The organism is Moraxella nasibovis (assembly GCF_029581575.1).
In the GTDB taxonomy this organism is placed as follows: Bacteria; Pseudomonadota; Gammaproteobacteria; order Pseudomonadales; family Moraxellaceae; genus Moraxella; species Moraxella nasibovis.
On sequence record NZ_CP089975.1, the window covers coordinates 1262384 to 1275160 of the forward strand.

Annotated in this window: 10 protein-coding genes; 3 read left to right on the forward strand and 7 right to left on the reverse strand. The window is 46.3% G+C overall.

All coding sequences use genetic code 11. The features are described from left to right. Positions 1–11: 11 nt before the first annotated feature. Genes LU290_RS06040 through prfA form a run of 3 tightly spaced genes read right to left on the reverse strand, consistent with a single transcriptional unit; the run spans position 12 to position 1884 of the window. The gene (locus LU290_RS06040) at positions 12–440 is read right to left on the reverse strand and encodes a hypothetical protein (RefSeq protein WP_277807717.1); all 429 of its coding nucleotides are present in this window, start codon (positions 438–440) and stop codon (positions 12–14) included. 1 nt (position 441) lies between these two features. Beyond that, the gene (locus tag LU290_RS06045) at positions 442–807 is read right to left on the reverse strand and encodes a hypothetical protein (RefSeq protein ID WP_277807718.1); all 366 of its coding nucleotides are present in this window, start codon (positions 805–807) and stop codon (positions 442–444) included. Continuing rightward, positions 808–1884, reverse strand: a complete 1077-nt coding sequence (gene prfA, locus LU290_RS06050; protein WP_277807719.1) for a peptide chain release factor 1 — start codon at positions 1882–1884, stop codon at positions 808–810. A gap of 139 nt (positions 1885–2023) precedes the next feature. Here prfA and LU290_RS06055 point away from each other — a divergent pair, with 139 nt between their 5' ends. Further along, positions 2024–2671 carry a putative quorum-sensing-regulated virulence factor gene (locus LU290_RS06055; RefSeq protein ID WP_277807720.1) on the forward strand — a complete coding sequence of 216 codons (648 nt, stop codon included), beginning with the start codon at positions 2024–2026 and terminating at the stop codon, positions 2669–2671. A gap of 69 nt (positions 2672–2740) precedes the next feature. Here LU290_RS06055 and trmA read toward each other — a convergent pair whose 3' ends face one another. The 4 genes from trmA to hrpA form a co-directional block, all read right to left on the reverse strand. Beyond that, positions 2741–3862: a tRNA (uridine(54)-C5)-methyltransferase TrmA gene (trmA, locus tag LU290_RS06060; RefSeq protein WP_277807721.1), complete on the reverse strand. Its 1122-nt coding sequence runs from the start codon at positions 3860–3862 to the stop codon at positions 2741–2743. Positions 3863–4218: 356 nt separating this feature from the next. Next, positions 4219–5364, reverse strand: a complete 1146-nt coding sequence (locus LU290_RS06065; protein ID WP_277807722.1) for a beta-ketoacyl-ACP synthase III — start codon at positions 5362–5364, stop codon at positions 4219–4221. Between the two features lie 246 nt (positions 5365–5610). Beyond that, positions 5611–6111 carry a thiol peroxidase gene (gene tpx / locus LU290_RS06070; RefSeq protein ID WP_277807723.1) on the reverse strand — a complete coding sequence of 167 codons (501 nt, stop codon included), beginning with the start codon at positions 6109–6111 and terminating at the stop codon, positions 5611–5613. Between the two features lie 58 nt (positions 6112–6169). Beyond that, positions 6170–10342: an ATP-dependent RNA helicase HrpA gene (gene hrpA, locus LU290_RS06075; protein ID WP_370688522.1), complete on the reverse strand. Its 4173-nt coding sequence runs from the start codon at positions 10340–10342 to the stop codon at positions 6170–6172. 266 nt (positions 10343–10608) lie between these two features. On the opposite strand from hrpA, the gene LU290_RS06080 reads away from it, so the two are divergent. Both LU290_RS06080 and LU290_RS06085 read left to right on the forward strand, forming a co-directional pair. Then, on the forward strand, positions 10609–11361 hold the full coding sequence (locus tag LU290_RS06080; protein WP_277807725.1) for a hypothetical protein: 753 nt from the start codon (positions 10609–10611) through the stop codon (positions 11359–11361). A 133-nt stretch (positions 11362–11494) separates the two neighbouring features. Next, entirely contained in the window at positions 11495–12763 is a 1269-nt protein-coding gene (locus tag LU290_RS06085) for a beta-propeller domain-containing protein (protein WP_277807726.1), read from the forward strand. The last annotated feature ends 14 nt before the right edge of the window (positions 12764–12777 follow it).

The following is a 12777-nucleotide window of genomic DNA, read 5'->3' on the forward strand; positions in this document are numbered from 1 at the left end:
GATGAATAACATTAATGTACGCACAAAACCCCACTAAACTCGCCTTTATTGACCGTGCCATAACAGCCAAATGGGACATTATTGCTTGGGCAGACACCTGTTGCTTTGGTATTTTCTTTGGCATAATCGTCCACAGAAGCAGTACATCGCCCTGCTTGGCAGTCGCTACCGTCCGTACACACTTTGCCTTTATCGGCAAATTCCACCACGCAAAAATCGTATCCAAGCAAGCCTTGTTTGCTAATTTGTCCGCCTTGTTTTTGGCATTCGGCAATCTCGGCAGGGGTTGCGTATTTGCCCGCTGGGTGTTTGACCATGTTGGCGGTTAAAGTTGTCCCCACGGTCTGTTTTGGTGTGTTATCCACTTTTTGCTTATTGATGGTGTTAGGTGTACAAGCGGTTAATGTGAATACAGTTATCACGCAAAACAATTTTTTCATTTTATTTACGCTCTTTATTTTTCCAAACCGTCTTTGGCAAAAAATAGAATGCAGATAATATTGTACCAATGGGAAATCCTAGCAACATAATTGCAAAAACGATTTCTGAAATTCTGCGGGACAGTTCCAATTTTCTTTTTGCACCTATTGCAAGCAATAAATGAACTGCCATAATAGGCATAAAACCCAACAAACTTTCTACAAATATTTGCCAAGAGCTTCTTTCTTTATATAAGGCTCCCAAAATAGGGTGGTTTCCAAAATAACCAAACGCAGAAACGAGTATAAAATAAAAAACAACAAAGCCAATATGCACTCGCATCAGCCTTAGATGATTATTATTAAAAGTTGTTTCCCATTGTTTCATTTATTCCCCAACACTCGCCATCAAATCCGCCTGATGTTCTCGCAGTAAACTGTCCAATAACTCACCCAAATCCCCTTCCATAATCGCATCTAGCTTATAAAGGGTCAAATTGATACGGTGGTCGGTCATACGCCCTTGTGGGAAATTATAGGTGCGAATGCGTTCCGAGCGGTCGCCAGAGCCGACTAGATTTCGTCTCATATCGCTCGTGGCATCTACTTGGGCTTGAACTTTGGCTTGCTGGATTTTGGCAACCAGCATTTTCATTGCTTTATCTTTGTTGGCGTGCTGAGAGCGTTCTTGCTGACACTCTGCCACCACACCTGTGGGAATGTGCGTGATTCGCACCGCACTGTCGGTCGTATTGACATGCTGACCGCCCGCCCCGCTTGAACGATAGGTGTCAATCCGTAAATCCGCAGGGTTAATCTCCACCGTGTCATCAATCTCAATCTCAGGCATCACGGCAACTGTACACGCCGATGTATGCACACGCCCCTGAGACTCGGTCGCTGGCACTCGCTGAACACGATGAGCCCCGCTTTCAAATTTGAGCCGTCCATAAACGCCCACGCCTGACACACGGCTGATGATTTCTTTATAGCCGCCGTGTTCGCCTTCGTTTGCCGACAGCACTTCCACCTGCCAGCCTTGACTTTGTGCGTATTTTTGGTACATACGAAACAAATCGCCCGAGAATATCGCTGCTTCATCGCCGCCTGTGCCTGCTCGGATTTCCAAAAATGCCGTTGCCTTGTCATTAGGGTCTTTTGGGAGCATGGCGACATTTAGGGTTTCGGTAAGCTCATCAATTTTGGCTTTTGCCGACTCAATTTCGTCTTGGGCAAGCTCACGCATATCAGGGTCGGACAGCATTTCATTGGCGGTTTCAAGGTCGCTTTCGGCTTGGACAAACGCCTGCCACAGCCCCACCAATTCGTCCAACTCGCTATGCTCCATGGACAAGGCACGGAACTTTTTATTGTCCGAAATCACATCTGGATCGGACAACAAATGGGTCACTTCTTCAAATCTGTCCGCCATTTGGTCAAGGCGGTGGCGTAAACTTTCTTTCATTATGATTGACAGGCTTTGTTATTAAACTGGTTATTTTGCCATAAAATGATAAGTTTTGCATTAAGTTTTGCTATAATTAACCACAAAATTAACACGCCATCACATCAGCACGCATCAGAACAAACCTTTGGAAAAAATCATGAACGCAATCATTCTAGACACCGAGACCACAGGCATGAGTATGCCACACGCCACCGAGATTGCATGGATTGAGATTGATGAGCATCTAAACCAAACCAATCTTAGCTTTAATCAGCGTTTCAACCCCCTAAAACCCATCGAGTCTGGGGCAAGTCGGGTCACAGGCATCTATGATGAGGATGTCAAAGATGCGCCGCCACACACCACTTTTGACATGCCAAAGGTGACTTATGTGATTGGGCATAACATTCGCTATGATTTGGGCGTCCTTCAAAACGCAGGTGTCGATTTGTCATCGATCAAGCCGATTTGTACTTGCAATTTGGCAAGAAAATATTTTGGCGAGCTGCCAAGATTTAGCCTTGGCGCGCTTTTGACGCATTTTTATCCTGAGGATAAGGCGGTCTATGAAAATCATGCGCATGGCGCTTATTATGATGTGCTTTTTACCTATAAAGTGCTGATTGCACTAAACCAAAGGATTGGCGCAAGCGACTTTGAGACTTTATTCATCGAAAGCCTGCCCACTAAGATGCCCTTTGGCAAGCACAAAGGCAAGCGTTTTGAGGAAGTGCCAGAGGATTATAAGCGCTGGCTGCTGCGCCAAGACATTGATAATGCCTTAAAAGTGGCGCTGTTTTATTAAGCCATTTTTAACATGCTTTTACAAACTTCCGCCTAAATTTACACAAAACAGAGCCATCACTGACCACCATCAAGCACGGCGAGTCAGCCACACGCCACTTTCAATGTGGTGTGTGTAGGGAAACTGGTCAAACAGCGCCATGCGTTTGATGTCGTGCGTTTGCGTGAGCGTTTGTAGATTGTCAAACAGCGTGTCTGGATTGCACGAAATGTAGATGATGTTGTCAAAATTTTGCAAAATCTTTAAAGTTTCGCCATCAATGCCTGCTCTGGGCGGATCAACAAACACCGTATTAAAGGCATAATTGTTCATCTCAATGCCAGCCTCCGCCAGCCGTCTAAATTCACGCTTGCCTGCATGAGCCTCGCTAAATTCTTCGGCAGAAAGCCTTGCAATGTCAATGTTGGCGATGTTGTTTTTGGCAATCGCCCATTTGGCGGCATGGACGGACGATTTGGCAAGCTCGGTCGCCAGCACTTTTTGAAAATATTTGGACAGTGGCAAGGTAAAATTGCCATTACCGCAGTACAATTCAAGCAAATCTTGTTTATTTTCAATGCCGTCCGCCACATCGCAGGCAAAGTTTAACATCTGCGTGCAAACAAAAGCATTGGGCTGGCTAAATCCGCCTTCAATCTGCCGATAATAAAAGTCGGTTTCTACACCTTTGATATCGACTGTCATTTTTTCGGTAACAAAATCATCAGACAAGACAATTTTTTGCCCACGACTGCGACCGATGATTTTTACGCCCAATTTATCCGCCAAAGACTGTGCCACGCCCTGCCATGCTTCGTCTAATTTTTTGTGATAAATGAGCGAGACAAGCATTTCGCCGTGTAGCGTGCTTAAAAAATGCACTTCAAAAATCCGCTCTGACAACAGCGAATTTGCCTTTAATTCATCAAGCAGCACCGGCATCAGCTCGTTAATCTGGCGACTGGCGATGGCAAATTCATCAAGACGCACCACCGTTTTTTTGCCCGCCTCATCACGCTCAAACATCGCATAAAACAGCTCATCGTCCGTATGCCAAATGCGAAACTCGGCACGCATACGAAAATGGCTGACTGGCGATGGATACACTTCAAGTGCAGGCGGATTAAATGGTGCAAATTGCTCGCCAATTCGGGCGATTTTTTCGGATAATTGGGCTTGATAAGTCTGGTCGTTCATCACAAGTGCGGTCATGTTCGGTTCTTAAATTAAAAAATGGCAAAATTACCACAGAATTATGTGAAATTGTAGGTTGGGCTCTTCTTGCAAAAACCCAAAAAAATCAATGTGTTATGCCAAAAATTTTGGGTTTTACTGTCGTTCAATCCAACCTACAAAAGTTATATTACTTTACTGATTTGTCTGGCTTACAGTTAATCCTTTATTATAACACAGCCTGATTGATGCTAAGGATTTTTATCCAAAGATTTTTTAAGGCGGTATCTACCATATGGATTATGTTAAATAAATTTGATGAACCAAAAAATAAGAGCGAAACTACTCGCCCTTATTTGATGATTTCCACGATGGTGGATTGGTGTGAATATTTATCACACTTTTTTGACAATCACCGAACCGATGGAATAACCTGCCCCAAACGAGCAAATCACCGCCAAATCGCCACTTGCCACGCCGTCTTGACAGCGGTGAAAGGCAATCATCGGACTTGCCGAACTGGTGTTACCAAATTCGTCAATCACCATCGGAGCAAGTGATTTGTCGGCGTCCTTACCCATCACGGTACGCAAAATCAAATCAATCATGTTAATATTGGCTTGGTGTAGCCACAGTTTTTTGACTTGGTCGGTGCTGATGTGGTTTTCTGCCAAATGCGTGCTGATGATTTCAGAGACTTTTGGGCAAACTTCACGGAATACTTTTCGACCTTCTTGTAAAAACAGCTTGTCGGTGACAGGCTCGTCCAAATCTGGGTACATGGCGGATTTGGTGTGCAAAAACTCACTTCTGTCCATAAAGCCAAATTCGTTTTTGATGTTGGTGGAAAACTGCGTCCACAGTTTGCTGTCAATGATTTCGTAGCCTTTGGGTGTGTCCAGCTCTTCAATGATGGTCGCTGCCGCCACATCGCCAAAGATGAAATGACTGTCTCGATTTCGCCAGTTTAGATGGGCGGACGTAATCTCGACATTGACCACGGCAATGCGTTTGCCAAGCCCTGCTTTAATCATGCCGACCGCTTGGGCAATACCAAAAGTCGCCGCACTGCACGCCACATTGGTATCAAAGGCAAAACCGCCTACCATACCCACAGCGTGCTGAATCTCAATGGCGATGGCAGGATAGACACGCTGAAAATTAGAACAAGCACAGATAATGCCGTCCAAATCTTTGCCTTCTAAGCCTGCATTAGCAAGGGCTTGGTTAAGTGCATCTACGCCCATCTCTGCCATGATGGATAGCTCCTCACCCAGCTTTCTGGCAGGGACTGTCGGCGCCATAATCTTAGGGTCTAAAATGCCTTTTTTATCAATGACATAGCGAGATTTAATGCCCGATGCCTTTTCAATAAATTCTACCGTAGAATGCTGCAAAGCGACCTTCTCGCCTGCCTCAATCGCTGCGGCATTTTCACGGTTGTAGTCATCAACATAAGTGTTAAACGCCGTTACCAGCTCGTCATTGCTGATTTTGTCTTTTGGGATATGCAGACCTGTAGCGGTCAGATAAATTGCCATATTGAGTCCTTAATTTTGCTTTTAAAATTGGTTTTAACTTTGCCTAGTTTATCACAAAAAGTGTAAGCATTTGTAAAATTTTATCACAACTTCTAAAAATTAGTGAACATTTTTACACTAAATTTACCATTTTTTTTAAATCAACCGACCAACTCTTAATATTTTTTGGGCTTGACCGCCTTGACGCACCAATAAAAAAGCCATGCCACATCGCACGGCTTTTTTGGGGATTTTTTTAATAATCCATTAGGCAAGCACTGCCAACGCAGCTTCATAATTTGGCTCGTTTTTGATTTCACTCACCAGCTCACTGTGTAATACAACATCATTTTCATCAAGCACGATGACCGCACGAGCCGCCAAGTTTGCCAATGCACCAGAAGTGATGGCAACGCCCAGCGTTTCAAGCAAATCAAAATTGCGGAAAGTTGAAAGTGTCTTCACCGCCTCAATGCCCTCTGCCCCACAAAAACGAGCCTGAGCAAATGGCAAATCTGCCGAAATACACAACACCACGGTATTATCAAGCTCGGCAGCTTTTTGGTTGAACACACGCACCGAAGTGGCACACACGCCCGTATCAATGCTTGGGAAAATGTTCAAAACTTTACGCTTACCAGCAAAATCCGCTAGGCTCACCGCAGACAAATCGCTTGCTACCAGATGAAAATCAGCGACCGTCTCGCCTGCTTTTGGAAAATTGCCTGCGATGGTGATGGCATTGCCACCCAAAGTTACTTGTGTCATAAAAGCCTCCAATAAAAATGACAAAAAGTTAAGGTTAAAAGAAAATGAATTAAAAATCCTACTTAGTATTTAGGCTTGCCCACAGTTTTTCAAGGCGTTTGTCCGAGATGGCAAATTTGGTTTTCATTGGCTGTGCAAACAGATTGATGCGATATTCCTCCACCGCCCAGCGATATTCGGCAATTTTTGGATCATGCACACGGTTGGCAAGTCGCTCCATATGCACATCAAGCGCATACACGCCATCAAGATCGGCATCTACATTATGCGTCAGACGATCAAGGCGAACATTGAGTGCTTGCAAATAACGGGGGTATTCTCGCCAATGCGCCACATCTGTGCGATAAATAAAGTCCGACAAGCTCAAATCATCAAGCTGATCTTCCACATCTTCAATGCTCTCGCCAAAAATCTCACCATCAAGCATGAGCAGCTTACCACGAGCCGTCTGCCAGCTGGTATAGATGTCTTTGAGCGTCTTTAATACCGCCTGCCCTGCCAACAAAAACTCCGCCAACACCGTCTGGCAAGTCTGGGCAAATTCACTCTCATCAAAAGGCAAATGCTCCACCAGCCAAGCGGTTTCATCATCAATCAGACCGCCAATGTGCAAGCGAGCCGCTTCACTGCTGCTGTCAATAAAGCGTGGTGCGTGGTCATACAAACACGCCTGCAAAGTGGCATCAACAACAATGGCTTTGAGTTTTTCTAAATCGCCAAGCGGTGCAAAGGCAAGTTTAAAGGCTTTGTCAATCTGTCCTGTGAGCTGTTTTTGCTTAGCTCCCAGCTTAGATTTGATCAAAGCAAGTATGCCGTTTTTGTGCGTATGTAGGGCGGATTTTAGCTCGGTAAATTGGGCGATGGACACCGCCACGCCTGCCTTATCCGCCTTTAACGCGGAAAATTCTTGCATGACCACGCCTGATGTGTGCTTGTTACGGACAAAGTTAAAATGTGCTGGAAACTGATGGTGCAAGCCCTCTTCTATCATCACCTCTTGGCGAATCACACTGGTATGGCGAGATTTTAGGCGTGCCAAATCACGGCTTTTTTCAATCACATGATTTTTGTCATCTACCACACAAATCAGCGGGCGCAAATAATCATCTACCTTAGACGGCTCAAAATCATTGGGACTGACACGCACGCCAAGCCTTAATAAATTATCCGTCAGCTGGTCAAGCAAACCCACGCCGCTATTGACGCTCAGCTTAGCAAAAATCTTATCGGTCGTATCAGGAATTGGTACAATCTGACGGCGCAATTCTTTTGGCAAGGTTTTAAGCAGTTGTAAAACCAGCTCATATCGCCAACCTGCAATCCCCCAAAGCAGTGCCACCGCATCAATCTGCGACAACGCCTTGACTGGCACACGCACAGTAACGCCATCGTCATCAGAACTTGGGTCAAACACATAAGATAACGGCAATTTTAGACCGCCCATTTGCCAACTTTCAGGAAACTCATGATTGGCATTGACCGCTTCATTTAAAACATCGTCATCACTAAAAAACAAGAAATTCGGATCTTCGCTCGCTTTTTCGTGATAAAACTCTTCAAACGCCTTGCGACTGGCGATATGACTTGGGATTTTTTCATGATAAAACTGATACAACCGCTCTTCATCAACAAGCAAATCCCGACGACGAAGTTTGTCTTCGATACGCTCCACATCTTTGATTTTGGCGGTATTATGCGTCAAAAACTTGGCAGAAAATCCATAATTGCCCTCCACCAGTGCATCACGAATAAAAATCTCTCGTGCGTGCTCAATGTCCACAGGCTCATAGTTTGTCAACTCTTTGGCAACCACCACCAGCCCAAACAAGCTGATTTGCATATAAGCACGCACACGCCCTGTTTTTTTCGACCAATGCGGTTCAAAGTAATGGTATTTCAACAAATCGCCTGCTGCCGACACAATCCATTCTGGCTCAATCTTGGCATTGCACCGCATATAAACCTGCGAAGTCTCCACCACTTCAAACGCCATCAACCAATCCACGCCCTTTTTATGCAAAGTACTGGCAGGAAAAATGCGAGCCTTTTGACTTCTTGCCATCAAATACTCGCCCAGTGCGTCCGTCTTATGTGCCAAAAAAGACAGCAACGCCGTCAATAACGCTCGATGAATGTTGGCATATTGTACCGCCGCCTGATCTACCACGCCGTTTGTGCTGATGGCTTTTAGAGCAGACAGACTAAGACTGCTTTTGTTTTTGGTTGCTTTGGTTTTATTCAGCGACAGACGCACGCCTTTTTTGGTATCAGCCTTTACCAAACTGCGGTCATCTTGATGATTGTCCGCCTTATCATCGGTTTTTTTAATTTCAAAACCAAGCTCTGCCATCATGCCTGATAACTGCTCGTGCGTCTTTTGCCATTCACGAATGCGAGTGGCACTCAGATAATGCTTTTTGGCAAAATTTCGCCGTGCGTTACTGCTTAGCACTTGATAGTCATTCAACTCATGTGTGCCAAACAACGCCTGATACAGCTCCAAATAAAACAAAAAGTCCGAATGCTCACGGCGGAATAATGCGTGCTTTTGATCAGCCTGCATTTGCTTGTTGCTTGGACGCTCACGCACATCTTGTACCGCAAGTGCCGAGACAATGATGAGCATGTCAGACAAACAATCAAAATGATCGCCTGCAATGAGCATTCTTGCCAGTCGTGGGTCAATCGGCATTTTTGCCATCATCTGACCGATTTTGGTTAAGGCGGTGGGCGTTGATTTGCGTTTTTTGATGGCAGTCTTGGTCGGTGCGTCTGTGATCGCCCCAAGTTCAAGTAGCAGTTTTTTGCCGTCATTCACCAGACGAAAATCAGGCGGCGTGATAAAGTCAAATGCCGACACATCGCCAAGATTTAGCCTTGTCATCTGCAAAATGACGCTTGCCAGATTGGTACGCAAAATCTCAGGCTCGGTAAATTCTGGACGAGCATTAAAATCTTCTTCAGAATACAGACGAATGCACACGCCATCGCCAATACGACCACAGCGACCCTTACGCTGATTGGCGGCAGCTTGGCTGATTGCCTCGATGGGCAGTCTTTGAATGCGAGAGCGGTAATTATAACGACTGATACGAGCAAATCCCAAATCAATCACATAGCGAATGTTCGGCACGGTCAAAGCGGTCTCGGCGACATTGGTAGCAATGATGATTCGCCGACCCTTGCCCGATGGCTGAAAAATCCGCTGCTGCTCAGCAAAGCTTTGTCTGGCAAACAACGGTAACACTTCGGTGTGAGCAGGTGCGTGCGTGGTTAAGATGTCTTGTAATTCACGGATTTGGGCTTCTGTACTGGCAAAAATCAAAATGTCCGCTTGGTGCGGATGTCCTTTTTTGGCAGCATCATCAAAACACTCTGCCACTGCCGCCGTCAATGCTCGTGGCAAATTATCCTCTGCCTCATCAAACGCATCGTCATCGTGACTGCTGATGATCTGATCGGTCAAAGGACGATAACGCACCTCCACAGGATAGCTGCGCCCCTCCACGCTAAATACAGGGGCAGGCACGCCATCTTTGGCAAAATAATTGGCAAATCGCTCGGTATCTAAGGTTGCCGAGGTGATGATGACTTTTAAATCTTCTCGTTTTGGTAGCAGACTCTTTAAATAACCCAAAATAAAATCAATATTCAGACTGCGTTCATGTGCCTCATCAATGATGATGGTATCATAGCGAGTCAAAAACCGATCCGTACCCAACTCGGCAAGCAAAATACCATCCGTCATCAGCTTGACAATGCTGTGCTGACCGCCTTCTTCGGTAAATCGCACCTTAAAGCTCACCGTCTGCCCCAAACGCTCGCCCAGCTCATCAGCGATACGACTTGCCACCGAGCGTGCCGCCAGTCGGCGTGGCTGAGTATGTCCGATTTGCCCTGTCGTACCACGACCTGCCAGCATGGCAAGTTTGGGTAGCTGCGTGGTCTTACCTGAGCCTGTCTCGCCTGCCACGATGATGACTTGATGATCTTTGATGGCTTGTATTAAGACTTCCGCTTCTTTGGTGACGGGCAAGTCAGGATTGAGCTTTTCGCCAAGATCGCTAGGAATGGCGTTTTGTCTGGCGATGACTGCTTGGGCGGAGCGTTCGGCAATCTCATCAAATCTGGCTTGCTTTTTGACTTTTTCATCGCCGTGAGCGTGTTTGATTTCTTGGCGAAGTCGGTTTAAATAGTGGCGATCTTTGGCTAAAATGGCTAACTCTTTCATCATGGATTCTTTTGTATTCATTCAAATTTTACTTCATTTATTATAGATGCTGATGGATGGGATAAACTTGGGTCGGCGCTTGGATTTGATTTTTGAAAAATTGATGTGTTATTGTAATGCACTTTGGCAAGGCGTGCAAATCTGTGCTAAAATATGGCGTTAAAGCAGGCTTTATTTTTTGATTGGGCTTATAATCAAGATTCGATTGTCATATCAAAAGCAATCAAAATAAAGCCTTGCCATCGAATAAACCAGCCCAAGCCAACATGTCAAATTCACACGCCATGAGCCAGTCAAACGCCCAAATACTCAACGACACCACGCCAAGCCCTCTGGCGGTACTGGTCATCATTTTGATGGTCGTGCTGATTCATGCTTTCGCCATCATCATCGCCATGTCCGCAAAGCCAGCACCTAAGATGCCAGTGAATGTCTTGGAAGCGCAAATTCTCTCGGCGGCGGACGCCAAGCGCATGAGTACTCAGAATCAAGCACGCATGAGCACTCAAAGCACCCAAGAAAATCCTACTAATAATGCGGTCGTGCGCCCAAAATTTCAAGAACGCCGCCCTCAACCATCATCAAGCTCGCCTGTTTTTCAAAGCTCGTCGGAGTCGTCTTTTGGCAGCGACGAAAGCTTTTATCATGATTTTGACAGCCCATCTTACCCAGACATTGAAAAACAAGCCCAAAGTCAAGACAGCACCTTGACCGAGCAAACGGAACAAGAAAATTCAGCCAAACCATCCGTATCAAGCGACGACATCAAAAAAGCCAAGACCTCAGCTGCCTCACGCGTCATCGCCGCATGGCAAAATCACGACGATGTTGGCGGCAAGACACTCACCGTCACCATCACACTCGATGATGCGGGCAATGTGACCAATGTTCGCATTGGCAAAGGCGACCAAGAGCTTGCTCAAAGTGCGACAGCAGCGATTTATGACAGCGCCCCATTTAGTGAATTGGCAGGTATCAGCAAAAGCCTGACCATTCAGTTTGTCAGCAAGCTACAATGAGACCACTCAATGAGACCGCTTTGGCTAAAATGGCGTTTTAAAAGGTGTTTTAGTCAATCAGCTTATACACCAATCAACTTACCAAACAAATCATCTTAGGATTTGCAAACTCATCAGAATAAAGGAAAGTCACATGAGCATCACCACATCGCCACTTAAGATCATCGCATTTGGCGTCATGACAAGCTTTGCCTGTGTCAGTCACGCTGAAGATTTGGTGCTTGAAGTTAGCAAAGTAGGCATCACCAACCCCCATCAGATCGCTTTTATTCCCTTTACAGGCAATACCGCCATCAGCCCGCTGGTGCTCGATCAGCTGGCGCAAACCGATCTTAAAGCCAGCGACGATAAGCTCCCCTCCAAGGCGACCAGTGTCGATGCGGTGCTCGCCAATATTCACGCATGGCGCAACACAGGCTATCGCTATGTGGTGCTTGGCGACAGTCGTAGTATTTTGGGCAATAAAGTCGCCACCAACTTTCAAATCATCGACCTAAACACCGCCAGACAGCTGGGTGCAAATCACACGCACATCTCAGGTGCCAGCCAAGCCGAGCTTAATACCGCCGCCAGCGACATCAGTAGCAAGATCTATCAAGCCATCACAGGCAAAGCCTCTGATCTGGTCGGGCGCATCGCTTATGTCGAAGAAACTGGCGATCTTCGCCAAAAAACCTCTCACCTAAAAATCATCGATGTCGCAAGCAAAACCACTCGCACCATCGACACCGTTCAAGGCGCCATCTTGACACCCACTTTCTCACCAGATGGCAGCCAGCTTGCCTATACGGTGCTAGAAAATGACGCCCTACCTGTCATCTATCTATATCAGCTAGAAAGCCAAGTCAAAAGTCTTGCCACGCCATTTAAGGGGCATAATCTCTCGCCAAGCTTTTCACCCGACGGCAGCGCCTTGCTGTTTTCAGGCAGCCATGACAACCACAACCCCAACATCTATCGCCTCGACCTAAACGCCAACAGACTCACCGCCATCACCACTCTTGCAGGCGCTGAGAACTCACCTTCTTATCTGTCTGGCAATCAAATCATCTTCACCGCCGACAATGGCACACGCACCCAGAGCATCTATCGCATGGCGCTAGGCTCAAGCCCTACACGCATCACAACTGGCAGCAGCCCAAGGGTCAGCCGAGACGGCAGCCAGCTTGCCTACACGCAAGGCTCAAATCTCATCGTCTCACATGTAAACGGCTCAAACCCAAAAACCATCGCCAGCATCGGCACCGAAGGCACGGCAAGCTTTTCGCCCAGCGGTCAAAGCGTGGTCTATGCCAGCCATGGCAAAAGCAGCCAGCTTGTCATCAAAAACCTAGCCAGTGGACAGACCACCATCTTGCCCACCACAGGCATCGTCAAAGACCCTGCATGGTCCGCTCAATGACAATCCAAGCTTTC

Bases quoted from the DNA above. Each gene is read 5' to 3' on its own strand.
- LU290_RS06040 (WP_277807717.1), bottom strand. From the start codon at position 440: ATGAAAAAATTGTTTTGCGTGATAACTGTATTCACATTAACCGCTTGT.
- LU290_RS06045 (WP_277807718.1), bottom strand. From the start codon at position 807: ATGAAACAATGGGAAACAACTTTTAATAATAATCATCTAAGGCTGATG.
- prfA (WP_277807719.1), bottom strand. From the start codon at position 1,884: ATGAAAGAAAGTTTACGCCACCGCCTTGACCAAATGGCGGACAGATTT.
- LU290_RS06055 (WP_277807720.1), top strand. From the start codon at position 2,024: ATGAACGCAATCATTCTAGACACCGAGACCACAGGCATGAGTATGCCA.
- trmA (WP_277807721.1), bottom strand. From the start codon at position 3,862: ATGACCGCACTTGTGATGAACGACCAGACTTATCAAGCCCAATTATCC.
- LU290_RS06065 (WP_277807722.1), bottom strand. From the start codon at position 5,364: ATGGCAATTTATCTGACCGCTACAGGTCTGCATATCCCAAAAGACAAA.
- tpx (WP_277807723.1), bottom strand. From the start codon at position 6,111: ATGACACAAGTAACTTTGGGTGGCAATGCCATCACCATCGCAGGCAAT.
- hrpA (WP_370688522.1), bottom strand. From the start codon at position 10,342: ATGAAAGAGTTAGCCATTTTAGCCAAAGATCGCCACTATTTAAACCGA.
- LU290_RS06080 (WP_277807725.1), top strand. From the start codon at position 10,609: ATGTCAAATTCACACGCCATGAGCCAGTCAAACGCCCAAATACTCAAC.
- LU290_RS06085 (WP_277807726.1), top strand. From the start codon at position 11,495: ATGAGCATCACCACATCGCCACTTAAGATCATCGCATTTGGCGTCATG.